The organism is Nitratireductor kimnyeongensis (assembly GCF_019891395.1).
GTDB classification, from domain to species: domain Bacteria; phylum Pseudomonadota; class Alphaproteobacteria; order Rhizobiales; family Rhizobiaceae; genus Nitratireductor; species Nitratireductor kimnyeongensis.
This window is the reverse complement of record NZ_CP078143.1, coordinates 436,686-460,392: the sequence shown is the minus strand read 5'-3', so window position 1 is coordinate 460,392 and position 23,707 is coordinate 436,686. Positions and strand designations below refer to the sequence as shown.

The window sequence follows — 23,707 nt, the reverse complement described above, 5'->3', positions numbered from 1 at the left end:
CCAGTAAAGGAGTTTTCCATGAGCGTGATGCGGCTTGAAAGCTATGTGGCGGGGGCGTGGGTTGCGCCCTCGGGCGACCTCAAACCCCTGCGGAGTGCGGTCACCGGCGATGTCGTTGCCGAACTCGGCTCGCAAAAGCTGGATTTCGCCCGCATGGCCGATCATGCCCGCCAGGTGGGCGGGCCGGCGCTGCGCGCGATGACGTTCCACGACCGCGCCTTCGCCATCAAGGCGTTGGCGCAATATCTGAACGACCGCCGCGAAGCGCTCTATGAGCTTTCCTACGAGACCGGCGCGACCAAGCCTGACTCGATGATCGACATCGATGGCGGCATCGGCACGCTGTTCGTCTATTCGTCCAAGGCCCGGCGCGAGCTGCCGGACGATCACGTCTACGTGGATGGCGCGCTGGAGCAGCTTTCCCGCTCCGGAAATTTCGTCGGCCAGCATGTGGCGACACCGCTGCAAGGCATGGCCGTTCACATCAACGCTTTCAACTTTCCAGTGTGGGGCATGCTGGAAAAGATGGCGCCGACGCTGATTGCCGGCGTTCCGGCCATCGTGAAGCCGGCCTCAGCGACTGCGTGGCTCGCCGAAGCCTGTTTCCGCATGATCGTGGAATCGGGCCTGTTTCCGGAAGGCGCGGTGCAGTTCATTGCCGGCTCCACCGGAGACCTGCTTGACCGCCTGACCGGTCAGGATGTGGTTTCATTCACCGGCTCCGCCTCCACAGCCTCGATGCTGCGCGCCAATCCGAAGATCATCGGCAACTCCGTGCGCTTCGTGGCCGAGCAGGATTCTCTCAATGCCTCGGTGCTTGGCCCGGATGCGGCACCTGGAACGCCTGAATTCGACGCCTTCATCAAGGAAGTGCACCGCGAGATGACGGCCAAGGCCGGTCAGAAATGCACCGCCGTGCGCCGTGTTTTCGTGCACGCCGCCCACCGCGATGCGGTCACCGAGGCGCTCATCGCCCGGCTTGAGAAGACGGTGGTCGGCAATCCGCGCAGCGAAGGCGTTCGGATGGGCGCGCTCGCAAGCCTTGCCCAGCGTGACGACGTGCTTGAAAAGGCCGGCATTCTGGCCACTGAGGCCCGCCGTGTCTTTGGCGATCCGGAAGCCTTTGCGGTCACCGAAGCCGATGCCGGCGCGGGCGCATTCGTTCCGCCGATGCTTTTTTCCTGCGACGATCCCGATGGCGCTCAGAAGCTGCATTCCGTCGAGGCGTTCGGCCCCGTGTCCACCATCATGCCGTACCGTGATCTCGGCCATGCGCTGAAACTCGCCAATCGCGGCGAGGGGTCTCTCGTCGCATCGATCTTCACCCATGATCCGGCGGTCGCCCGCCAAGCGGTGCTGGAGGCAGGTGCATTCCATGGCCGGCTCTATTTCGCCAACCGCGACACCGGCAAGGAGGCAACCGGCCACGGTTCGCCGCTGCCGCACATGGTGCATGGCGGTCCTGGCCGCGCCGGCGGCGGTGAAGAGCTTGGCGGTGTGCGTGGCGTGATGCATTACATGCAGCGCACCGCGATCCAGGCAAGCCCCGATCTGATTGCCGGTATCACCAACCGCTATGTGGCGGGTGCCTCGACGGAGGAGAAGGAGCCGCATCCCTTCCGCCTGACCTTTGGCGAACTGGAGCCCGGCCGTACGATCTGGGTGGGACCACGCGCGGTGACGATAGGAGATATCGAGCATTTCGCCGAGTTCACCGGGGACACCTTCTATGCGCATATGGACGAGCAGACGGCGGCTGCCAACCCGTTCTTCCCCGGGCGCGTAGCGCACGGCTATCTGATCCTGTCCTTTGCAGCGGGCATGTTTGTCGATCCTGCGCCGGGTCCCGTGCTTGCCAATTACGGCCTGGACAATCTGCGCTTCATGAAGCCGGTTTCACCGGGAGACACGCTGAAAGTCCGCCTCACGGTGAAGCAGAAGACGCGCCGCAAGGACGAATATGGTGAAGTGCGCTGGGATGTCGGCGTCTACAACCAGGAAGGCGAGCAGGTTGCCGCCTACGAACTCCTGACGATGAACGCCATGGAATGATGTTGCTGCTGATTATCATTCCTTTGTTGGACGGTCTCGTTCTTGTGCGAGCTAATAGGGCAGCCCGACGTAATTTTCGGCCAGCATCGTAAGCGCGGCACGCGACTGGAACAGATAGTCGAGTTCCGCATGCTGGATTCGCTGGCCGAAGGCGCCTTGGTCGGGAAACCGATGCAGGGTGCTCGTCATCCACCAGGAAAAGCGCTCTGCCTTCCAAACGCGTGAGAGTGCCTTGTTCGAGTAATCGTCCATCCCGGCGGAGGATCGCTCGATATAGAATTCCCGAAAGGCATCAAAGAGATAGCGGACATCGCTCGCAGCAAGATTCAAGCCTTTCGCACCGGTGGGCGGCACGATGTGAGCGGCGTCGCCCGTCAGAAACAGGCAGCCAAAGCGCATCGGTTCCGCCACGAAGGACCGTAGAGGCGCGATAGATTTTTCGATCGAGGGCCCGGTGATCATCGCCTCAGCTGTGGCCGTCGGCAGCCGGTCGCGGATTTCATCCCAGAAACGTTCGTCGGACCAGTCCTCGACGCGCTCATCCGCCTCCACCTGAACATAGTAGCGGCTGCGCGTCGTTGAACGCATGGAGCATAAGGCGAAACCGCGAGGGTGGTTTGCGTAGATCAGTTCCTCACCCACGGGAGGCACGTCGGCGACGATGCCAAGCCAACCAAAAGGATAGACGCGTTCGAAACTTTCGATGGCGTCTTGCGGGATGGATTTGCGCGAAATGCCGTGAAAGCCATCGCAACCGGCAATGAAGTCACAGTCAATGCGGTGGGTGTTGCCGTTTTTCTCATAAGTCACGTAGGGGCGAGCGCCGTCATAATCGTGAGGCTGAACATTTCCGGCCTCGTAAACTGTGACGGCACCGGCGGCTTCCCGCCCGTCCATCAGGTCATGGGTGACCTCGGTCTGCCCATAAACAAGAACACGTTTGCCACACGTCAACTCATGGAGATCGACGCGGTGACGTCGATTGTCGAAAGCGAGATCGAACCCGTCATGGGGCAGACCTTCGTGGCGCATACGCTTGCCGACACCGGCTTCATCAAGCAGTGCGGCGGTGCCTTCCTCAAGCACACCTGCGCGGATTCGCGAGAGCACATGTGCCTTCGACGCCCGCTCGAGAATGACATTGTCGATGCCGGCATTGGTCAGAAGCTGCCCGAGCAGTAGTCCCGACGGGCCGGAGCCAATGATGACCACTTTTGTTCGCACGCTTAGATCTTCCTCCCTTGGAGAGGAAAGATTGAAAGACTCAATGCTGCCGGACAATGGACATTTGGCGCGAACAATTGCACTTTTTGATCATAATTGAAGAGAAGTGTGATGCGCACTAGGGTTCCAAATTATCGACTTTATGAAGAGAAATCAGGGGAATTCTCTGACTTTTGGCTCCATTGTGAAATGCTCTCCGCTCGCAGTGCAATGCACAATTGGGAAATTTCGGTGCATCGGCACAACGCGCTTTTTCAGCTGTTCTGGATGACCGCAGGAGAGGGAAAGCTGATCGGTGAGGATATGGCGGGGGGCGTGTTTTCCGCTCCTTGCGCCATTTTTATTCCCCCGGGGGCGGCGCATGGGTTTCACTTTGCTCGAGGTTCCGAAGGCGTCGTTGCGACGGTTCTTGCAGACCGGCTGGCTTTGCCGCGTGCGTCAGACAGGGCGTTTTCGACCTATTTCACTCAGTCGCGCATTGTGCCCATGGGGAATGACACGGCCGGTGAAGGGACGCATCTGGAGCGCCTTTTCTTTCAATTGCTTGAAGAACATGGCAAAGCTTCCGTTCTAGGTCGCGATCTGTTGCTGGACATGCATGTTTCCGAAATTCTGCTGCGGCTGGCGCGCGCTGGTGTACGAGTATCCTCGTCGGAGCCGCAGGGCAGGTCAAACAGCGACAGCCGGCGGCTCTTGGCACTGGAGACACTGATCGCAACACATTTTCGCGAGCACCACCCCATTGCCTTCTATGCCGAAAAAATTGGCGTGTCGGTTGCCCAACTCAATCGCATCGCGCGCCGGGAGGCGGGTACGAGCGTCTCGCGATTGCTCGCACGCCGCCTGATTGATGCGGCGCGCCGCGATTTGGTCTTCACGCCAACCCCGGTTCAGGCGATAGCCTATTCGCTGGGGTTTCAGGACCCGGCCTATTTTAATCGCTTTTTCCGACGTCAAACCGGCACCACGCCGGGCGCCTACCGAGAGACGCAACGGCGCAGGCTGGCGTCCTGAAACCGGCGGTTACATCGCCTTCTTCGTCACCTCATGGGTAAAGGCTCCTTCCGGTTGCTTGGTGATGACAGGATCGTCGCCACCCTGCAACAGCGTCTCCACAGTTTGCTGATAGGCGCCCTCATCCAACGTGGCGTCTTCACCCAAAAGCTTGGCGATTTCACCCATCATACGGGTCTGATGCTTTTCGGTTTGCGCGCCGGTCGCATCATTGTCGAGCACGATCATCGCTGCCTCTTCCGGGTTGTCCTTCGCCCACATCCATCCCTTCATCGAGGCTTTGACAAAGCGAGCCATCCTCTCGACGAATTCGGGGTCCTTGAGGTTATCTTCCAGCACATAGAGACCGTCTTCCAGTGTGGCGACGCCTTCGTCGGTGTAGTTGAAAACCACGATATCGTCTTCGGTCAGCCCGGCATCAAATACCTGCCAATATTCATTATAGGTCATGGCGGTGATGCAGTCGGCCTGCTTCTGCAAAAGCGGGTCGACGTTGAAGCCGATCTTCTGAATGGTCACGCCATCTTCCGAACCGTCGCGGGGCAGGCCGAGCTTCGACAGCCAGTTGTAGAGCGGGTATTCATTGCCAAAAAACCAGGTTCCCAGGGTCTTTCCCTTGAAGTCTTCCGGCCTTTCGATGCCGGTTTCCTTGCGGCAGACCATGGTAAGGCCGGATCGGGCGAATGGTTGGGCGATGTTGACCACCGGGGCGCCCTTTTCCCTTGCGGCAAGCGCCGAGGGAAGCCAGTCCACCATGACATCGGCGCCGCCGCCCACCAGAACCTGGACAGGAGCCGCATCGGGTCCACCCGGCTTGATCTCGACGTTCAGGTCTTCTTCTTCATAGAAGCCCTTGTCTTTCGCGACGTAATAGCCGGCGAACTGCGCCTGGGTCACCCATTTGAGCTGTAGCGTGACGTCATCGGCGGCGATAGCCTGCGAGGCGGTGAGCATCAGCACACCGGATAAAAGGCCCGTTACTGCGTGTTTCATTTTCGCTTCCCTCTTTGATTGGGCCGCTGTTCTCCACGCGGCCGGTTATCCACTCCTCATGGATGGATGCCAGAAAGTGACGGCGCGCTCCAGAAGCGCCACTGCACCATAAAAAAGTGAGCCGGCCAGCGCTGCCATTGCGATCTCGGCCCACACCATATCGATGTTCATGCGCCCCACCTCGGTCGAGATGCGGAACCCCATACCCACAATGGGGGTGCCGAAAAATTCGGCGACGATGGCCCCTATCAGCGCAAGCGTTGAGTTGATTTTCAATGCGTTGAAGATGAACGGAGCCGCTGCCGGAAGGCGCAGCTTGAAAAGCGTTTGCCAGTAGGACGATGCATAGGTGCGCATCAGGTCGCGGTCGATGTTGGACGAGGCGGCAAGGCCCTCAACCGTGTTCACCAGCATCGGAAAGAAAGTCATAATGACTACGACCGCTGCCTTGGACGGCCAGTCGAAGCCGAACCACATGACCAGGATCGGTGCGACGCCGATGATCGGAAGGGCGGAGACGAAATTTCCAAGTGGCATCAGGCCGCGCTGCAGGAAGGGTGAGCGGTCGATGGCGATGGCGGTCAGGAAGCCCGCGCCGCAGCCGATAGCATAGCCGATCAGCACCGCCTTGAGGAAAGTTTGCTGGAAATCGGCCCAGAGGGTCGGTAGGGACGACGTGATACGTGCCCAGATTGCGCTCGGTGGGGTGAGAAGCACCGGCGATATGTTGAAGCCATGCACCAAACCTTCCCACACGACGAGAAGCGTTATGCCGAAGATCGCCGGGATAAGAAGGCCGAGCGCGCGTCTGGTCTGCACAGAGCGCGGGTTCAAACCGGCAAGCCACTCGTTCAACGCCCATGCTGCGGCCCAGAAAAGAAGCGCTCCGGTCAGCGCCCAGTTCATGGCTTTTCTCCCATCCGCGCCATCACCATGCGCTGGCCGATGCCCACCACGCCCACCAGAACGGCGGCGAGTGCGGCAGCCATGAAGAGGGCGGACCAGATCTGCACCGTCTGGCCGTAATAGGAGCCGGCCAGAAGCCGTGCGCCGAGGCCCGAAACCGCCCCTGTCGGCAGTTCGCCGACAATCGCCCCCACCAGGCTGATTGCTACCGCCACCTTCATGGAGGTGAAGAGATAGGGAAGGGCGGCCGGCCAGCGCAGTTTCCAGAAGGTCTGCGCGCCGCTGGCATTGTAGGTTCGCATCAGGTCGAGCTGAAAGGCTTCCGGGCTGCGGAAGCCTTTCACCATGCCCACGACCACGGGAAAGAATGAAAGATATGTGGAGATCAGCGCTTTGGGCAGAAGGCCCGAGAGGCCGATGGCGTTCAACACCACTATGATCATGGGAGCAACGGCGAGAATCGGGATTGTTTGGCTGGCAATGACCCAGGGCATGACGGACTTGTCCATCGCTCTGTTGTGCACGATGCCAATGGCGAGCAGCACGCCGAGCGCGGTGCCGATCACGAAGCCGAGCAGGGTGGAGGAGAGGGTGATCCAGGCGTGATAGAACAGATTGCGCTTGGAGGTGAGGCGTGTTCCAGCCGTGGTTTTCCATATCTCCGCCACCACCTGATGCGGCGAGGGCAGGACGGGCCGCTCCTGCGCCATCGTATCGCGCACCAGATCGGCGACTGTCCATTCCGTCCCCGCCCGCTCATAGGCGTCGATCTGCCAAGGCGCGTTCAGATAGACAGTGAAGGCGTACCAGATGAGAAGAATGACGCCGAGCACGATCAGGATCGGCAGCGTCTTGCCTTCCATCGCGCGACGGAAGATGGGCATCGTGGTGCGGGTCGGGGCTGTGTCCGTCGTCGCCGTCATGGCGTCACCTGTTGGGCGGCGTTCTGCCCCTCATCCGCCTGCCGGCACCTTCTTCCCGCATGCGGGGAGAAGGGCCAAGCGGCGACGTCTATGCCCCCTTCTCCACGCATGCGGGGAGAAGGTGAGGATGAGGGGCGAGCGCCTGCGGCAATCATTGGCTCAATCATCGCCATGCCCCGCTCTAAGACCTTCCCGCACACGGTGCGCAATTTCCAAAAATTCCGGCGATTCCCGAATGTCGAGCGGTCGTTCCTTCGGCAGCGGGGAAACGATCACGTCGGTCACACGGCCGGGCCGTGGCGACATGACGACAATGCGCGTCGAGAGATAGACCGCCTCCGGGATCGAGTGGGTCACGAAGCCGATGGTCTTTCCGGTGCGCGCCCAGAGGTCGAGCAACTGTTCATTCAGATGGTCGCGCACGATCTCGTCGAGCGCGCCGAACGGCTCGTCCATGAGAAGAAGATCGGCGTCGAAGGCGAGCGCGCGGGCGATCGAGGCACGTTGCTGCATGCCGCCGGAAAGCTGCCAGGGAAACTTCTTCTCGAAACCCGCAAGGTTCACCAGATCGAGCGTGCGGTGTACGCGCTCTTTCCGTTCCGCCTTGGAATAACCCATGATTTCCAGCGGTAGGGCGACATTCTGCTCAATGGTGCGCCAGGGAAAGAGCCCGGCCGCCTGAAACACATAGCCATAAGCCCGCTTGCGGCGCGCCTCTTCCGGCGTCATGCCGTTGACGAGGATTTCACCGGCGGTGGGCTGCTCCAGATCGGCGATCACACGCAGAAACGTGGTCTTGCCGCAGCCCGATGGACCGATGAAGGAAACGAATTCGCCTTTGTTGATGGTCAGATCCACATCGGCTAGCGCGTGCACCGGCCCGTCATTGGTCTCGAAGGTGAGGCCGAGCCCCTTCGCTTCCACGACGGGCTGGCTGGTTTGAGGGGAAGGCGCTTCCTGGCGGATGGCTGGGTTGGCGTTCAATAGATGTGTCTCCTTATACGCCGCTCGCCGGAATGCCCGTCCGCTCCACCTTGCGCGGCGCGGTCACTTCCTTCCATTGCGACAGCGCCCGGTTCACTGCCATGTGCGGCTTGCGCGCCACGAATTTTCCGTGGCCCGGCTTCGGCTTCACCGCGCCATCCTCGACCACGATCTCTCCGCGCGACAGAACGGTTTTCGGAAGGCCCTTCACCTTTATGCCCTCGAACACATTGTAATCGATGGCCGATTGCTGGCTCTTGGACGAAATCGTCTTCGTGGCTTCCGGATCCCATATCACGATGTCCGCATCGGCGCCCTCAACGATGGCGCCCTTCTGCGGATACATGTTCAGGATTTTTGCAATATTGGTGGAGGTGACGGCGACGAATTCGTTCATGGTCAGCCGGCCAGTATTGACCCCGTAGGTCCATAGCACCGGCATACGGTCCTCAAGCCCGCCCGTGCCGTTGGGGATTTTTGTAAAATCGCCCACGCCGTTGCGTTTCTGCTCCGTAGTAAAGGCGCAGTGGTCGGTGGCCACCACCTGCAGCGAGCCGGCCTGCAAGCCCGCCCACAGCGAATCCTGATGCTGCTTGTTGCGGAAGGGCGGGCTCATCACGCGGCGTGCAGCATGGTCCCAGTCGGCATTGGCATATTCGCTTTCGTCTAGCACCAGATGCTGGATCAGCGGTTCGCCATAAACGCGCATGCCCTTCTGCCGCGCCCGGCGGATCGCCTCGTGGCTTTGCTCGCAGGAGGTGTGAACCACATAAAGCGGCGTGCCCGCCATGTCGGCGATCATGATGGCGCGGTTTGTGGCTTCGCCCTCAACCTCCGGCGGGCGCGAATAGGCATGGGCCTCCGGCCCATTGTTGCCTTCCTCCAGAAGCTTTGCCTGAAGCTGAGCGACGACATCACCGTTTTCGGCATGCACAAGCGGGAGCGCGCCAAGCTCGGCGCAGCGCTGGAACGACGAATACATCTCGTCATCGTCCACCATCAGCGCGCCCTTGTAGGCCATGAAATGCTTGAAGGAGGTGATGCCCTTTTCCACCACCTCAGGCATCTCGTTGAACACCTGCTCGCTCCACCAGGTGATCGCCATGTGGAAGGAATAGTCGCAGGTCGCCCGGGTCGACTTGTTGTCCCACATCTGGATGGCTTCCAGCAGGGATTGACCGGGCGAGGGCAGGCAGAAATCCACCACCATCGTGGTGCCGCCGGAAACTGCGGCGCGCGTTCCGCTTTCGAAATCGTCGCTTGAATAGGTGCCCATGAAGGGCATTTCGAGATGGGTGTGCGGGTCGATACCGCCCGGCATCACATAGCAGCCGGTCGCGTCGATCTCATGATCTCCCACAAGATCGTGGCCAATCGCCACGATCTTGTCGTGCTGCACGAGAATGTCGGCCTTCCACGTCCGGTCAGCCGTGACGATGGTTCCGTTTCTGATGACCTTGGACATGAGTTTCCCCTCTTGTTTTGTTGTCCTTGGCGGTTTTGGGGGATCGTCAGATCATTCGACGATCTCCGCCGTTTCCACCACAGCATGGAACAGGACATCCGCACCGGCCTGCGCCCACTCTTTCGTGATCTCTTCCGCCTCATTGTGCGAAAGCCCGTCGACGCAGGGGCACATCACCATGGCGGTCGGCGCCACCTGATTGATCCAGCAGGCGTCGTGTCCGGCACCCGAAACGATGTCGCGATGCGAATAGCCAAGCCGTTCGGCAGCGTCGCGGATCGCTTTCACGCAGTCTTTGTCGAAGGTGACCGGGGCGAAATGGCCGACCGGCTCGATCTCGTACTTGATGTCGAGCGCGTCGCAGATGGTCTCGATGCCCGCCTCGATCTTCGCACGCATTCTGTTCAGCGTTTTTTCGTCGGGCGAGCGGATGTCGACAGTGAACACCGTCTTGCCCGGGATGACGTTGCGGGAATTGGGATAGACCTCCACATGGCCGATGGCGCCCACTGCATTGGGCTGATGGTCCATCGCCACTTCATGCACCAGCTCGGTCACCCGCGCCATGCCCAGCCCGGCATTGCGGCGCTTGGGCATCGGAGTCGAGCCGGTGTGGCTCTCCTTCCCGGTCAGCGTCACCTGCAGCCACCACAGACCCTGGCCATGGGTGACGACGCCGATGTCTATGAACTCGTCCTCAAGGATCGGGCCCTGCTCGATGTGCAGTTCGAAGAAGGCCTTCATCTTGCGCTGGCCGACAGGCTCGTCGCCCTTCCAGCCGATGCGCTCCAGCTCGTCGCCGAAGCGCTTGCCTTCCGCGTCCGTGCGGTCATAGGCCCAGTCGCGCTCATGGACGCCCGCAAACACGCCCGACGCCAGCATAGCTGGGGCAAAGCGCGTGCCTTCCTCATTGGTCCAGTTGGTCACCACGATGGGGTGCTTGGTCTTGATGCCCAGATCGTTCATCGAGCGGATGATTTCGAGTCCCCCCAGAACGCCGAGCACGCCGTCATATTTGCCGCCTGTCGGCTGGGTGTCGAGATGGGAGCCCACATAGACGGGAAGGGCGTCCGGGTCGGTGCCTGCGCGCGTTGCGAACATGGTGCCCATTTCGTCCACGCCCATTTCGAGGCCGGCTTCCTCGCACCATTTCTGAAAGAGTTTACGGCCTTCGCTGTCTTCGTCGGTCAGTGTCTGGCGGTTGTTGCCGCCGGCCACACCGGGCCCGATCTTCGCCATCTCCATGAGTGAATCCCAGAGGCGGTCGGCGTTGATCTTCAGGTTCTCGCCCGGTGCGGCCATGTTGTGTTGTCCCTTACTTTAATTCCACTTCGACGAACGACATCGGTTTGTCGCCGCCATTGATGACATTGTGCTCCACACCCTCGTCGCGTCTATAACAAATGCCCGCTTCAAGGTTGTTGTGCACGGCTTCGCCGCCCGGCATCTCCAGATGGAAGGCGCAGGGCGTGAGCGTGGTGATCACATAGTCCATGCCATGGCGGTGCCAGCCGGTTTCCGCGCCCGGCGCGAAATCCCAGCGGGTCACGCGCACACGCTCGTCGTCGATCAGCACCTCATGGGTGGCCTTTTCGCGTTCCGTCGCCATGTCAGTCGATCAACCTCAAAACGTCGCGCAGATTGTCGATCAGCTCGTCGATCTGGCCCTTCGAGATGATCAGCGGTGGCGAAAGAGCGATGATGTCGCCGGTGGTGCGGATCAGGAAACCGCGCTCATAGGCTTTCAGGAAGGCGGAGAAGGCGCGCTTGGTCGGTTCGCCGGGAATGCCCTCAAGCTCCACCGCGCCGACGAGGCCGATGTTGCGGATGTCGGTCACATGCGGTTCGCCCTTGAGCGAGTGCAGCGCATCGGCCCAGTGGTCGGCAAGCTCCGAGGCGCGCGTGAGCAGCCCCTCTTCCTGGTAGGTGTCGAGCGTGGCCAGACCCGCCGCACAGGCAATCGGATTGCCCGAATAGGTGTAGCCATGAAAGAACTCGATCAGATGTTCAGGCCCGTTCATGAAAGCGTCGTGGATTTCCTTCTTCACGAAAACCGCACCCATGGGGATGACGCCGTTGGTCACGCCCTTGGCGGTGGTCATGATGTCCGGCACCACGCCGAAATAATCCGCCGCAAACGGCGCGCCGAGGCGGCCGAAACCGGTAATGACCTCATCGAAGATCAAGAGAATACCGTGCTTGTCGCAGATCTCGCGCAGGCGCTTCAGATAGCCCTTCGGCGGGATCAGGACACCCGTGGAGCCGGCCACCGGCTCGACGATCACCGCTGCCACCGTCGAGGCGTCGTGCAGTGTGACGATGCGCTCCAGCTCGTCGGCCAGGTCGCCGCCATGCTCCGGTTCGCCGCGCGTGAAGGCGTTCTGGCCGGGCAGGTGTGTGTGTGGCATGTGGTCGACGCCCGTCAGCAGCGTGCCGAACATCTTGCGGTTGGCCACGATGCCGCCCACCGAGATGCCGCCAAAATTGACGCCGTGATAGCCGCGCTCGCGGCCGATCAGGCGGAAGCGGGAGCCGTCGCCCTTGGCACGGTGATAGGCAAGCGCGATCTTCAGCGCCGTATCGACGCTCTCCGAGCCGGAATTGGTGAAAAACACATGGTCCATGCCTTCCGGCGCAATCGCTGCCAGCCGGTTGGCGAATTCGAACGCGATGGGGTGCCCCATCTGAAAGGCGGGCGCATAGTCGAGCTGTGCCGCCTGCTGTTGAATGGCCTCGGTGATCTTTGGCCGGCAGTGGCCAGCATTGACGCACCATAAGCCTGCCGTGCCGTCCATGATCTTACGACCATCCTCGGCCGTGAAGTGCATATCCTTGGCGGCGACCAGCATGCGCGGCGTTTCCTTGAACTGCCGGTTCGCGGTGAACGGCATCCAGAACGCAGACAGATCGTTCGGCCTCTTGTTGAGCCTGTCGAGCATGACCAAGCTTCCCCTGATTGTTGTTTCGCTCGGCTTGTCCCGGTCAATGCTTGGTGCTTTGCGCGAAGATATGCTACGCAATTTTTGACCGTTTGGACAAACGTTAACACCGCCATGTGGGCGGTCAAGAGTATAGTAGGGGAAATCTTCTTGAGCCGGCGCATTCCACGGTGGACTAATCGGCTGGACCAGGCGGGCCGCGCGGCCTGTGTCCGCCACGCGTGTTTTGGAGGGGGGCTCACCTGATGGACAAGCCTGCTCATCGCCCCAAACGCACCCGCATTCAGCGTGAAAAGCGTGAACTGATCGGCGAGGCCGCGCTCGAGGTTTTTTCCCAGCATGGGTTTCGCGGCTCGACCATCGACCAGATTGCCGATGCGGCGGGCATGTCGAAGCCCAATCTCCTCTATTATTTCAAGAACAAGGAGGAGATCTTTGCGACTTTGATTCACCGTCTCATGGAGACCTGGCTCGCCCCCCTGCGCGAGATGGATGCGGCGGGTGATCCGCACACCGAAATCCGCTCCTATATTCGCCGCAAGATCGAGATGTCGCGTGATTTCCCGCGCGAGAGCCGGCTGTTTGCCAATGAGATTCTGCAGGGCGCACCGCGTATCCTGCCGCTGTTGGAAGGCGAATTGAAGGAACTGGTGGACGAGAAAACCGCGATTATCGCCACCTGGATGCGCGCGGGACGCCTTAAAAAAAGCGATCCCTACCACTTCATCTTCGCCATCTGGGCGACCACCCAGCACTATGCCGATTTCGACGTGCAGGTGCGTGCGGTGCTGGGCGAAAACCGCGGTGGCGAGGGCCGTTTCGAGGATGCCGCGCGGTTTCTGGAGGGGTTGTTTCTGGCCTGAGAAACGGCGCTCATCGAGACGGTTCGTCATGAGGATGCGATAAGGCCGGCCCCGTCCGGGGATAAACCCGCGCTCATACCCGCAATCCTGATCTTTTTTCTTTTCCCAAGCATCTGACCAAGCATCTGAATTGTCTTGGGAACGCGCCTCGTTGCCCGCAGTAGCCCGATCATAACCCCGTTGAATGAGGCGGGGGCAGATGGTCAGCGACGGCGACGAGCGAGGACTTGCCAGGGATTATGCGGCGCTGCGCGCGGCCTATGCCGAAGGCGCGTTTTTGATGCGGGCTTGGCATTTGCAGGTCTTGCTGGAGGCGCGGGCGAACTTCAATCCCGCTCAGCCGCGTGTTCCGCGTGGTTACCGCTACGGCGGGCGGTGGACCGGGTCGGGTGGCGACTGGGGCGGACCTGCACGGGACGATGGCCGTGCGAGAATTGTGGCCGTCAGCGGCGACCCGGACGAACCGAAGATCCCCGACAGGAGGCCTGCGCGGGCGCGTGAGCGAAATCGGATCGGTCGTGCTGCGGCCCGGTATCTGCGGACGCTTCCGCTTTGGCAGCAGGTTCGCTTTCTCGCGCGGGTCGGCTGGCTGGCGAGCGAAGCCGGGCACACGATCCGATCCTACTCTGACGAGCCGCGCTCATTGGAGGAACTTAAGGAACGTGCGACTTCTCCGAGACCGGGCTATGATATACACCATATAGTTGAGAAAACGCCGGCACATCGTGACGGATTTTCGCGGGAGGTGATCGAGAGCCCGCAGAACAAGGTCCTGGTACCGCGGTACAAGCATTGGGAGATCACGGCCTAGTACGCCAAAAGAAATGGCAAGTTCGGTGGCCTCTCTCCTCGAGAGGCTCTCCGTAATGCCACTTGGCGCAGGCGGGTAGAGATAGGACTGTTGGCATTGAGGAAACATGGAGTTTTGAGATGACGGTGAAGAAGAGAAGTGAGCTCTCCGTCGATCAGATTACCCGGCGGTTGATCGACCTCAGCCTGACGCAGCATGAGGCTGTGCTATATCTCGAAACACGGCCCTACAATCGCGCTTATCTTAAGATTAAAGGTTTGGCGGAAGAACTGGAAGCACGCCCCGGTGATCAGCGGCATGTTCTGGTCGATCTTTTCGACCATCCAAACCCGCAAGTGCGTTTGAACGCTGCCACATATGCCCATCCCCTTTTCCCAGATCCGGCCATTAAGGTCGTTCAATCCATCATTGATGCCAAAAGACATCCACAGGAAGCGGATGCTAGAACCGTGCTTGACTACTTTATCAATGGACCTCTTGAGCCGGAATGATGGAGTTGTTGCGAAGATGACATCTCGACATCATGCCGAAACCCAAGCCCGTTCATTGAACATGCTGGATGGGTTGGACGCTTGGGTAGGTCTGCTGCCAAATCCAATGATTTGGGAGGATTCTTGTTTCAGCAACTTCTTCGAGGGCTTCAGGGCGCGGGTGGGTAGAGGCCGGCCTTTTGCGTTGCAACGGCTTGGAACTTTCAAATGATGACGAGACGCAAGAATAACGCTCCCGTCGACGAGATGCTGCAACGCTTCATCGAACTGAGCCTGACGCAGGATGAGGCGCTGCTATATCTTGAGAGCGGGCCTTACAACCGGGCTTATATGAAAATCAAAAAGCTGGTTGAAGAACTGGAAGCGTGCCCCGGTGATCAGCGTCATGCGCTGATCGAACTGTTTGATCACGACAATCCTCAAGTGCGGCTGAATGCCGCCAAACATGCCCACCCTCTTTATCCCGATAAGGCCATTCAGATTGTTCAATCCATCGTTGATGGCAGGGCGCTTCCGCAGGAAGTATATGCCAAGGATGTACTTTCATTTCTGATGTATGGACCACGGTTTGGCGAAGGTAGAAAGCCGCCGGGAGGAACGCGAACTGATGGGGCGATATGCACTGAGAAGGTTTGGGGTGCTGAAACGGAAGTCCAAAGCCGCTCGTCTTGCAAACCAGTCAGACGACAGTCTCATCGCGCGTGCCGCTGAAATTGGTGTGGAACAGGACCATGCGCTGCTGGGAAATGAAATTGCCCGCTACAACAGACTTTTCGATGAGTTGATGGGAATCGAAGAAGAACTGCGTGGGCGGCCAGGGGATCGGCGGCGGCTGTTCATCAAACTCTATGAACATCGAAACATGCAGGTGCGTCTGAATTCCGCCAAGGCGACCCTCGCCGTCGCGCCGCAGGAGGCGCGGGCGCTCCTGGAGTGGATCGCGGAATCGAAGCATAATCCACAAGCTGGCGATGCCGGGATGTGCCTCTAAGCGCTGGATGAAGGGATCTTCGTTCCGGAATGAGTTTCAGCAACCAGTGCGGGCAGTGATGCAGTGCCATTTCATCAGCCGGCAGAACCCGCAAACTCATCGCGCGCGATAGAGCGCATGCTGCGCGTCGAATGCGCGCTGATAGGCGGGACGGCTTTTGCCGCGCTCCATATAGGCGCAGAGACTGGCGTGTTTCTCAATGAGTGAACTGCCCTCCAGCCGGCGCAGCACGGTCACCATCATGATGTCGGCCAGGCTGAAATGGCCGCAAAGCCAGTCCCGGCCTGCAAGCGCATCCGAAAGATCCCTGAGCCGGAGATCGACCTTTTCGTCGAGGAGGACAAGGAGTTCACCGAACCAGGGGCGGTCCCGTACTGTATAGCCTGCAGCCTCCCGTTCGACGATGGGTGGCTCTATGGTGTTCAGAGCGGCAAAGAACCAGGAGAGTGCCTTCGCGCGCGCCCGATCGTCTTCCGGCAGAAGACCGGCATGTTCGCTGGCAATGTGAAGAAGGATGGCGCCCGTTTCAAACAGGCTCACCGTGCCCGTTTCAAGGGTGGGAATCTGGCCGAACGGCTGGAGCCTGCGATGACTGGGCTCCTTCATTTCCTGGAACGAAACGGTGCGGATATCATAATCCTGCCCGACCTCCTCAAGCGCCCAGCGCACACGCATGTCGCGGGCATGACCTTGTCCCCCATCGGGTGATTTCTCAAAAACAGTCAGAAGCGGACGCATCCTGTTTCTCCCTTGTCACTGCCCTCATGTCCCAAGGACGAGAAGCAATGCCGTGATCCGACATGTTGCTTACTCTTCAGACCCGGTTTTCAGCGACAGGGCTTCAATATCGCGCAAATTGCCCCATATGCGCAGAACGCATCGTCGTAACGAAAGGATCAGTCCATGCGCCCTTCCTTGATTGCCGCTTCGTTTCTGATGGCCGCACTTGCCGCGAGCCCGGCCTCTGCCGAGCAGGTGGGTGAGGTGGGCGTGGACTGGCTCGGAAACGACATTGTGATAGAGGCCGTGAGCGATCCCGAAGTGGAGGGTGTCACTTGCCACGTCACCTATTTCGATCGCGGTATGATCGACCGGCTGCAGAAGGGGAACTGGTTCGAAGACCCCTCCAACTCCTCCATTTCCTGCCGTCAGACGGGGCCTATCGTCATTGGTGACATCGATCTTGGCGAGGATGGCGAGGAGGTGTTCAAACAGCGCCAGTCGCTGATCTGGAAGTCGGTCGTCGTCAAGCGCATTTACGACGAGAAGAACGACACGCTGATTTATCTCTCCCACGCCCGTCAGGTGCAGGATGGTTCGGCCAAAATGGCGATCTCCACCGTGCCGCTTTACGGCACCAAGGCGCGATGGGTGAAGGAAGAGTAAGTCGCAGGCGCGCATTCTCCCGTCAGCTCGGTTTGGTCGCCTGAGGGGCTATTCAAGGGACTGTTTGCGGCGCCGCTTGAGGCATTGAAAACAGGAACGTCGTTTCCTTCTCGTCGCTTTCCACCTCCAGCTTGCCCTTGTGGGCGCGGGCGATTTCGGAAGCGATGAACAGCCCAAGGCCCAGCCCTTTCTGATGCGCGCGCACTTCGGCGCGGGAAAAGGGCTGGAAGAGCCTGACCCGCACGTCCGGAGGAATCGGCCCACCGGCATTGGTGACGCGGATCGTGAGAACGCCGTTGCGGCACGCGGAGACAACGCGGACGGCTTCACCCTCGGTGCCGTGATCGATGGCATTGCCCACGAGATTGGAAACGAGCTGGCCGATGCGCCCCTCGTCACACTCGATCGGATCCGGAAGATCGATCTGTGTTTCGACCTGCGCCGCATCGCGACCGGCAACGACCTCATCGACAACCTGCTGAATGACTGGGCCAAGGTCGACCGCCTTCGTCTCGACCGACATGCCCTTGCCAAGCCGGCTAGCGGCGAGGTCAAGCATGTCGTCGATCAAATTGCTCATGCGCGCGATGCTGGAGCGCATGAGATCGACCACTTTTTCCCGCTTTTCCGGGTCCGGGTCGCGGGTCAGGATTTCTGCGCCGCTGCGTATGGAGGCCAACGGGTTGCGCAGGTCATGGCCGAGAACGGCGACAAACTGCTCGCGCAGCTTGGCCGTCTGCTTTTCATACCAGAGGCCCTGTTCCAGCTTGATGCGTCGCTGCACGCCCTTTTCCACGCGTTCTTCCAGGGAGGCGTTCAGAGTGGATAGCTCTTGTTGTGCCTTCTCCGCAGCGCGGCGCGCTTCCAGAAGCTCCCGCTCATATTGTCGGCGTTGACGGGCCCGAAAGAGGGCGACGCGAACTGAGTTCGGAGCGCCAGTTGCGTCTCGCACCTCCCGTGCGTTGGCGAGTACTGGCAGTGTCGTGCCCGACGCATCGGAAAGATCGAGCGCCACCTCGTCGAAAAACCCCTGCATGCGCAGCAGGGGCGCGAAATGCGTTTCATAGAAAATACGTCCGGGTGCACTCAGAATGTCGTGAAACGCTTTGCCTGCGAGCTCCTCCTTGGAGAAGCCGAGCCAGTCGACGAGAGTCTCATTGGCACGCAGAATGCGGCCGCTGGGGTGCAATGAAACATAAGCGCAAGGCGCGTTTTCAAACAGCTCTTCTGCATCATTCATCGTGTCCTGATAGACCACGTTCACAGAAAATCTCTCATGGCCTTGATCACCTGATCGGGTGCGCTGAGATTTGGACAATGTCCATAGGCATCAAGCAGGGTCAGTCGCGCTTCAGGAATGTGCTCTTCCACATACTTTCCGACCTGCTGACCGGCGATCACATCCTCTTTGCATTGCAGCACAAGACACGGTGAGGGTACGGAAGCAAGATCTGCGCGATTGTCTGATAGAAATGTCGCGCGTGCAAACTTTCGGGCAATATCCGGGTCGGTGCGGCAGAAGCTGTTTTCAAGCTCCTCGGAAAGTTCAGGGCGTTCGGTGTTCCCCATGATTATTGGAGCCATCTGTGCCGACCAGCCCATGTGGTTCTCGTCGAGAAACTCCAACAATTCTTCCAGTTGCTGCTGCGAAAACCCGCCCTGATACGCCCCGTCATTGAGGTAGCATGGGGAAGGGCAGACCAAGACGAGTTTTTCGAAATGCCCGGGCGATTTGATTGAAGCCAGCGCTCCGATCATCGCGCTTACCGAATGGCCGACAAAAACTCCGTGTTCAACATTCAGGGCTTCGCAGATCTCGACGATGTCATCCGCATAGCCGTCGAGCGTGGCATATTTCGCTTGATCATATGCTGCAAGATCGGAGCGACCCGCCCCTACGTGGTCGAACAAAATCACCTTGTGGTCGCGCTCGAATTCCGGAGCAATGAAACGCCACATGTTCTGATCACACCCGAAGCCATGGGCAAAGATCATCGGCGTCTGGCCTTCGCCGCTGACTTTTATGTTGTTGCGCGTGATGATCGACATTCAGAACGGATCCATTTTTACCGGGATGGACCTGCCGCCGATAGCCAGCCACAGGAGAAATCGCCTGCTGTCGGTGGTGGGGTGCCTCCTTTGATTCATGCTAAGCGAAATTCATCGGTCGAGAAAGCCGGTTATGGAATTTTGTGTTTCCGTTGCGGAAGACCGACTGGCCTCGCGATTCATGTCCGGTTTCAACCGATTGAATGCCCTATTCTATTCCAGATAGGCATAGGCTCCGGTCGCCGTGAAGGCCAGGCGAGCGTCGCCTTCAGCGCGCATCTCTACCCGCACATAGGCCATGCGCCGACCATTCGACAGGATCTCGACGCGCATCAGAACCGCACCGGGCTTCAAGGGCCGGATGAAATGCGTGGTCATGTCCACCGTGGTGCAGGTTCGAAAGCGGCCATTGGCGGCGGAAAGCGCTGCCACGGCGCAGGTGTCGGCGGCGGAAGCCGTTGCCTGTCCGCAGATCACCCCGCCCACATGAACCAGATCGGCATTTTCCGGAAGGTGGAAATCGACACCCGTTTCGTCTGCCGATAGCGCTTCGATTGCCAGCGCCTGGATCCACGGCGCGAAGACCGATTGTAGCGTTTCCCTTGCTGCGCCAAGCGCCTGTTCGGCCTCAAATTGCGTGTTCATTTTACTCCGATCCCCAGAAATGCGTTACGAAATATTGCCATCATAAGCATTTTTTGTTACACATTTGAAGCGGATTGACGCCCCGCCCTGAGCCGCGCGTGAGCATGGAGGACGAGCGATGTATAGCCAAGGGCTTATCGGTGCGAAAACCGATACCACCGAAGACGAGGCCTTTCTCGCCGCCTTTCAGGCGCGGGTCGATGCCGAAGAGAAAATCGAGCCCAACGACCCGATGCCGGAGGGCTATCGCAAGACGCTGGTCCGTCAGATCGGCCAGCACGCGCATTCCGAGATTGTCGGCATGCTGCCGGAGGGCAACTGGATCACACGCGCGCCGTCGCTGCGCCGCAAGGCGGCCCTGCTTGCCAAGGTGCAGGATGAGGGCGGCCACGGGCTCTATCTCTATTCCGCCGCTGAGACGCTGGGCGTTTCGCGGGAGGAAATGACGGAGGAACTCCTCAGCGGTAAGGCAAAATATTCATCCATCTTCAACTACCCGACCCAGACCTGGGCCGATATCGGCGCGATTGGTTGGCTGGTGGATGGCGCTGCCATCATGAACCAGATCCCGCTCTGCCGCTGTTCCTATGGTCCCTATGCCCGCGCCATGATCCGGGTGTGCAAGGAAGAGAGCTTCCATCAGCGCCAGGGCTACGAGATCATGATGACGCTTGCGCGTGGCACGCCCGAGCAGAAGGAGATGGCGCAGGATGCGCTGAACCGCTGGTGGTGGCCCTCGCTCATGATGTTTGGCCCCCCCGACAGCGACAGCCAGCACAGCGACCAGTCGATGAAGTGGAAGATCAAGCGCTTCACCAATGACGAGCTCAGACAGAAATTCGTTGATGCAACGGTGCCGCAGGGCGAGTTCATCGGCCTGACCTTTCCCGATCCCGATCTGAAATGGAACGAGGAGAAGGGCTCTTACGATTTCGGCCCCATCGACTGGGACGAGTTCTGGCGCGTGGTGAAGGGGCATGGCCCCATGAACCGCGAACGCATTGAGGCCCGGCGGAAAGCCTGGGACGATGGCGCATGGGTGCGCGAGGCGGCCCTTGCCCATGCGGAAAAACGGAAAGCCCGCCACGAGGCGGCGAAAATGGCGGCGGAGTGAGCCACATGACCAAGAACCTGATCCCTCTTTGGGAAGTTTTCATCCGCCCGCGCAACGGGCTGGCCCACAAGCATTGCGGTTCGGTTCACGCCGCCGACGAGGTGATGGCGCTTCAGGCCGCGCGTGATGTCTACACGCGCCGGGGCGAGGGCACCTCCATCTGGGTTGTGCCGTCCTCCGCGATCACCGCGTCGGACCCGGAAAACAAGGATGAGAATTTCGAGCCGTCTCTTTCCAAGGTCTACCGTCACCCGACCTTCTACGATATTCCCGAAGATGTGGGGCATATGTGATGGCCGCCGCTTCTCCCGTTTCCAGCGAGATGCTGACGGCGTTTCTGCTGCGGCTTGCCGATGATCATCTCATTTTTGGCCACCGGCTTTCGGAATGGTGCGGTCACGCGCCCATGCTGGAAGAAGATCTCGCCATGCCAAACATGGCGCTCGATCTCATCGGTCAGGCGCGGTCGCTCTACCATTATGCCGGCGAGGTCGAGGGCAAGGGTCGCGACGAGGACCAGCTGGCCTATGTGCGCCGCGAGCGTGAGTATGTGAATTGTCTTATGGCCGAGCGCCAGAACGGCGATTTCGCGCACACGATGCTGCGCCAGTTCTATTTCGCTGCCTTCATGCAGCCGCTCTGGCAGGCCATGATGACCTCAACCGACGAGCATCTCGCCGGCATTGCCGCCAAGGCCGAGAAGGAAGTCGCCTATCACATTCGCCATGCCGGCGAATGGGTGGTGCGCCTTGGCGATGGCACAGAGGAAAGCACGCGCCGCATGAAGGCGGCGGTCGAGGCGCTGGCGCCCTATGTGGACGAGCTGTTTGAGAGCGACGGGGTTTCGCGGGCTGTGGCCGAGGCCGGCATCGCGCCCGATCCGTCCACCCTGCGGCCTGCTTTCGACGCCATCATAGGCCCGGTTTTTGCCGAGGCTGGCCTTGAATGGGTGAAAACGCCCTATGGCCAGACGGGCGGCCGTCAGGGCCGCCATGGCGAGGCGCTGGGCTTCCTTCTTGCGGAGCTGCAATATATGCAGCGCACCTATCCTGGGATGAGTTGGTGATCGGCGAAAGGGTGGTGACGGCCTTTTCTTCAGGTCAGTCTGTCCCCGCAGGCGGGGAGAAGGAAGTGCGCGCCTATCGCGCCGCCGCCGCCGTGGTCGATCCGGAAATCCCCGCCGTCACCATTGCCGATCTCGGCATCCTGCGCGGTGTCGAGATGGATGGCGATGTCGCCGTCGCCCGCGTCACACCCACCTATACGGGGTGCCCGGCGGTGCTCGCCATTGAACTTGCGTTGGAAACGGCGCTGCGTGACGCCGGTTTCGAACCGCGCGTGGAGCGTGTCATTTCGCCCGCCTGGACGACGGACTGGATTACGGAGGAGGGGCGCGAAAAGCTGCGCGTCTATGGCATCGCGCCACCCGTGAAAGCCTCCAACTCCATTCGCGCCCTGTTTGGCGAGACGCAAGTGGCGTGCCCACGCTGCGGCTCGCTTGAGACCGCGCGCATTTCCGAATTCGGCTCCACGGCCTGCAAGGCACTCTACCGCTGCCAGACCTGCCACGAGCCTTTCGACTATTTCAAATGTATCTGACAGACCCCAGACCGAGGTGACTATGGTTCCGCGTTTTCACGATCTGAAAGTGGCTTCCATCGAACGCCAGACCCCTGATGCCGTGGCGATCGCCTTCGAAATCCCGGCGGATCAGGCGGAGGCGTTTGCCTTCACGCCCGGCCAGTATCTGACGCTCGCCACCGACATTGATGGCAAGGAAGCCCGCCGCTCCTATTCCATTTGCTCCGCACCCGGCGATCCCTATCTGCGCGTCGGCGTGAAGAAAGTGGCCGATGGCCGCTTCTCCACCTTCGTCAACGATGTGCTTTCGGTCGGCGACACGATCCGCGTGATGCCGCCGCAGGGCCGTTTTACCGCGCTCAAGGGCGAGCGCCACGATTACCTTCTGTTTGCCGCCGGCTCTGGCATCACGCCGATGCTCTCCATCGCCCGCACGGTTCTCGCCCATGAGCTCGACAGCACGATCACGCTGGTCTATGGCAACCGCTCCACCGAGACGATCATGTTTCTTGAGGAACTGAACGACCTCAAGGACCGCTATATGGGCCGCTTCACGCTGATCCATCTCCTGTCGCGCGAAACGCAGGATGTGGACATTCTGAACGGCCGCATCGACGCTTCGCGCGTGGGCGAACTCGCCGATGGCGGCCTCATCGAGCCCGCCGCCATGGACGGCGTTTTCCTGTGCGGCCCCGGCGAGATGATCGATGCTGTCTCCGGCGCACTTGAGGCCATGGGCGTCGAGCGCGACCGTATCCGCTTCGAGCGCTTCACGCCTTCCGGTGAAGCGCCGGCGCCCCGCAAGGCGTCAAAGGCTGCACGCGAGGCGGTTCAGGAAGGTGTTGCGGTCGAAGTCGTGGTCGATGGCGTGCGCCGCAGCTTTTCCATGCAGGATGCGGATGGCACTGTGCTTGAGGCGGCCCACAAAGCCGGCATCGAGTTGCCTTACTCCTGCGCCGGCGGCATGTGCTGCACCTGCCGCTGCCGCGTGGTGGAGGGACAATCGGAGATGGCCGTGAACTTTTCGCTGGAACCCTGGGAAGTGGAAGCCGGATTCACGCTCGCCTGCCAGACCCGCCCCACGGAGAAGAAACTGGTTCTCGATTTCGACGCGGCCTGATGACGTGTTCCTTCTCCCCGCAAGCGGGGAGAAGGTCCCGGCAGGGGGATGAGGGGCAAGCGCCTGCTCTTATCGATTTCACGCTGCACCCTCCATGCCGCCCCCGCCCTTCGACCGGCTCAGGATGAGGGCTGGGTTGGTGCGTGTGGTGTCGTT

General features: G+C 60.2%; 26 protein-coding genes. 13 read left to right on the top strand and 13 right to left on the bottom strand.

Features of this window, described 5'->3' with window-relative positions; genetic code table 11:
* Positions 1-18 precede the first annotated feature (18 nt).
* Positions 19-2,052, top strand: coding sequence for a phenylacetic acid degradation bifunctional protein PaaZ (gene paaZ, locus KW403_RS02125; RefSeq protein WP_223021130.1), 2,034 nt, complete (start codon positions 19-21; stop codon positions 2,050-2,052).
* Positions 2,053-2,103: 51 nt separating this feature from the next.
* Here paaZ and pobA read toward each other — a convergent pair whose 3' ends face one another.
* Positions 2,104-3,276, bottom strand: a complete 1,173-nt coding sequence (gene pobA, locus KW403_RS02120; protein ID WP_223021129.1) for a 4-hydroxybenzoate 3-monooxygenase — start codon at positions 3,274-3,276, stop codon at positions 2,104-2,106.
* A 231-nt stretch (positions 3,277-3,507) separates the two neighbouring features.
* Between pobA and KW403_RS02115 the strand changes: the two genes are divergently transcribed.
* On the top strand, positions 3,508-4,290 hold the full coding sequence (locus tag KW403_RS02115) for a helix-turn-helix domain-containing protein (protein ID WP_246637859.1): 783 nt from the start codon (positions 3,508-3,510) through the stop codon (positions 4,288-4,290).
* Positions 4,291-4,299: 9 nt separating this feature from the next.
* Here KW403_RS02115 and KW403_RS02110 read toward each other — a convergent pair whose 3' ends face one another.
* The 8 genes from KW403_RS02110 to aptA all read right to left on the bottom strand — a co-directional run bounded on the left by KW403_RS02110 (position 4,300) and on the right by aptA (position 12,500).
* Positions 4,300-5,283, bottom strand: coding sequence for an ABC transporter substrate-binding protein (locus KW403_RS02110; protein WP_223021127.1), 984 nt, complete (start codon positions 5,281-5,283; stop codon positions 4,300-4,302).
* A gap of 45 nt (positions 5,284-5,328) precedes the next feature.
* The gene (locus KW403_RS02105; RefSeq protein WP_223021126.1) at positions 5,329-6,189 is read right to left on the bottom strand and encodes an ABC transporter permease; all 861 of its coding nucleotides are present in this window, start codon (positions 6,187-6,189) and stop codon (positions 5,329-5,331) included.
* Entirely contained in the window at positions 6,186-7,112 is a 927-nt protein-coding gene (locus tag KW403_RS02100; RefSeq protein WP_378596647.1) for an ABC transporter permease, read from the bottom strand. The genes KW403_RS02105 and KW403_RS02100 overlap by 4 nt, the downstream gene beginning before the upstream one ends.
* 159 nt (positions 7,113-7,271) lie before the next feature.
* On the bottom strand, positions 7,272-8,096 hold the full coding sequence (locus KW403_RS02095; RefSeq protein WP_223021125.1) for an ABC transporter ATP-binding protein: 825 nt from the start codon (positions 8,094-8,096) through the stop codon (positions 7,272-7,274).
* Between the two features lie 13 nt (positions 8,097-8,109).
* Positions 8,110-9,561 (bottom strand): dihydropyrimidinase, encoded by a 1,452-nt coding sequence (gene hydA / locus KW403_RS02090; protein WP_223021124.1) that lies wholly within the window; start codon positions 9,559-9,561, stop codon positions 8,110-8,112.
* A 51-nt stretch (positions 9,562-9,612) separates the two neighbouring features.
* Positions 9,613-10,863 carry a Zn-dependent hydrolase gene (locus tag KW403_RS02085; protein WP_223021123.1) on the bottom strand — a complete coding sequence of 417 codons (1,251 nt, stop codon included), beginning with the start codon at positions 10,861-10,863 and terminating at the stop codon, positions 9,613-9,615.
* Between the two features lie 13 nt (positions 10,864-10,876).
* Positions 10,877-11,170, bottom strand: a complete 294-nt coding sequence (locus KW403_RS02080; protein ID WP_223021122.1) for a cupin domain-containing protein — start codon at positions 11,168-11,170, stop codon at positions 10,877-10,879.
* 1 nt (position 11,171) lies between these two features.
* Positions 11,172-12,500, bottom strand: coding sequence for an omega-aminotransferase AptA (aptA, locus tag KW403_RS02075; protein WP_223021121.1), 1,329 nt, complete (start codon positions 12,498-12,500; stop codon positions 11,172-11,174).
* Between the two features lie 245 nt (positions 12,501-12,745).
* On the opposite strand from aptA, the gene KW403_RS02070 reads away from it, so the two are divergent.
* From KW403_RS02070 to KW403_RS02050, 5 genes are all read left to right on the top strand, one after another.
* Positions 12,746-13,363, top strand: coding sequence for a TetR family transcriptional regulator C-terminal domain-containing protein (locus KW403_RS02070; RefSeq protein ID WP_223021120.1), 618 nt, complete (start codon positions 12,746-12,748; stop codon positions 13,361-13,363).
* Positions 13,364-13,562: 199 nt separating this feature from the next.
* Complete coding sequence (locus KW403_RS02065; RefSeq protein ID WP_223021119.1) at positions 13,563-14,174, top strand: hypothetical protein; 612 nt, start codon at positions 13,563-13,565, stop codon at positions 14,172-14,174.
* Between the two features lie 119 nt (positions 14,175-14,293).
* Positions 14,294-14,665 carry a DUF2019 domain-containing protein gene (locus tag KW403_RS02060; protein ID WP_223021118.1) on the top strand — a complete coding sequence of 124 codons (372 nt, stop codon included), beginning with the start codon at positions 14,294-14,296 and terminating at the stop codon, positions 14,663-14,665.
* A gap of 207 nt (positions 14,666-14,872) precedes the next feature.
* Positions 14,873-15,376 (top strand): DUF2019 domain-containing protein, encoded by a 504-nt coding sequence (locus tag KW403_RS02055; protein WP_223021117.1) that lies wholly within the window; start codon positions 14,873-14,875, stop codon positions 15,374-15,376.
* 7 nt (positions 15,377-15,383) lie between these two features.
* A complete protein-coding gene (locus KW403_RS02050) occupies positions 15,384-15,656 on the top strand; it encodes a DUF2019 domain-containing protein (protein ID WP_343224044.1) in 273 nt (90 codons plus the stop codon).
* 96 nt (positions 15,657-15,752) lie between these two features.
* On the opposite strand, the gene KW403_RS02045 is transcribed toward KW403_RS02050, so the two are convergent.
* Positions 15,753-16,394 (bottom strand): glutathione S-transferase family protein, encoded by a 642-nt coding sequence (locus KW403_RS02045; RefSeq protein WP_223021115.1) that lies wholly within the window; start codon positions 16,392-16,394, stop codon positions 15,753-15,755.
* A gap of 165 nt (positions 16,395-16,559) precedes the next feature.
* On the opposite strand from KW403_RS02045, the gene KW403_RS02040 reads away from it, so the two are divergent.
* Complete coding sequence (locus KW403_RS02040) at positions 16,560-17,042, top strand: CreA family protein (protein WP_223021114.1); 483 nt, start codon at positions 16,560-16,562, stop codon at positions 17,040-17,042.
* Between the two features lie 52 nt (positions 17,043-17,094).
* Here KW403_RS02040 and KW403_RS02035 read toward each other — a convergent pair whose 3' ends face one another.
* The 3 genes from KW403_RS02035 to KW403_RS02025 all read right to left on the bottom strand — a co-directional run bounded on the left by KW403_RS02035 (position 17,095) and on the right by KW403_RS02025 (position 19,736).
* Positions 17,095-18,282, bottom strand: a complete 1,188-nt coding sequence (locus KW403_RS02035; protein WP_223022405.1) for a PAS domain-containing sensor histidine kinase — start codon at positions 18,280-18,282, stop codon at positions 17,095-17,097.
* 20 nt (positions 18,283-18,302) lie between these two features.
* Entirely contained in the window at positions 18,303-19,091 is a 789-nt protein-coding gene (locus tag KW403_RS02030) for an alpha/beta fold hydrolase (protein WP_223021113.1), read from the bottom strand.
* A 213-nt stretch (positions 19,092-19,304) separates the two neighbouring features.
* Positions 19,305-19,736 (bottom strand): PaaI family thioesterase, encoded by a 432-nt coding sequence (locus KW403_RS02025; RefSeq protein WP_223021112.1) that lies wholly within the window; start codon positions 19,734-19,736, stop codon positions 19,305-19,307.
* Between the two features lie 118 nt (positions 19,737-19,854).
* Between KW403_RS02025 and paaA the strand changes: the two genes are divergently transcribed.
* From paaA to paaE, 5 genes are read left to right on the top strand one after another with little or no spacing between them, the layout of a single operon-like run.
* Positions 19,855-20,850, top strand: a complete 996-nt coding sequence (paaA, locus tag KW403_RS02020) for a 1,2-phenylacetyl-CoA epoxidase subunit PaaA (RefSeq protein WP_223021111.1) — start codon at positions 19,855-19,857, stop codon at positions 20,848-20,850.
* Positions 20,851-20,855: 5 nt separating this feature from the next.
* The gene (gene paaB / locus KW403_RS02015) at positions 20,856-21,143 is read left to right on the top strand and encodes a 1,2-phenylacetyl-CoA epoxidase subunit PaaB (protein ID WP_007008364.1); all 288 of its coding nucleotides are present in this window, start codon (positions 20,856-20,858) and stop codon (positions 21,141-21,143) included.
* On the top strand, positions 21,143-21,916 hold the full coding sequence (gene paaC / locus KW403_RS02010; protein ID WP_223021110.1) for a 1,2-phenylacetyl-CoA epoxidase subunit PaaC: 774 nt from the start codon (positions 21,143-21,145) through the stop codon (positions 21,914-21,916). Before paaB ends, paaC begins: the two co-directional genes overlap by 1 nt.
* Before the next feature lie 14 nt (positions 21,917-21,930).
* Entirely contained in the window at positions 21,931-22,449 is a 519-nt protein-coding gene (paaD, locus tag KW403_RS02005) for a 1,2-phenylacetyl-CoA epoxidase subunit PaaD (protein ID WP_281425682.1), read from the top strand.
* A 22-nt stretch (positions 22,450-22,471) separates the two neighbouring features.
* A complete protein-coding gene (gene paaE, locus KW403_RS02000; protein ID WP_223021109.1) occupies positions 22,472-23,551 on the top strand; it encodes a 1,2-phenylacetyl-CoA epoxidase subunit PaaE in 1,080 nt (359 codons plus the stop codon).
* Positions 23,552-23,707 lie beyond the last annotated feature (156 nt).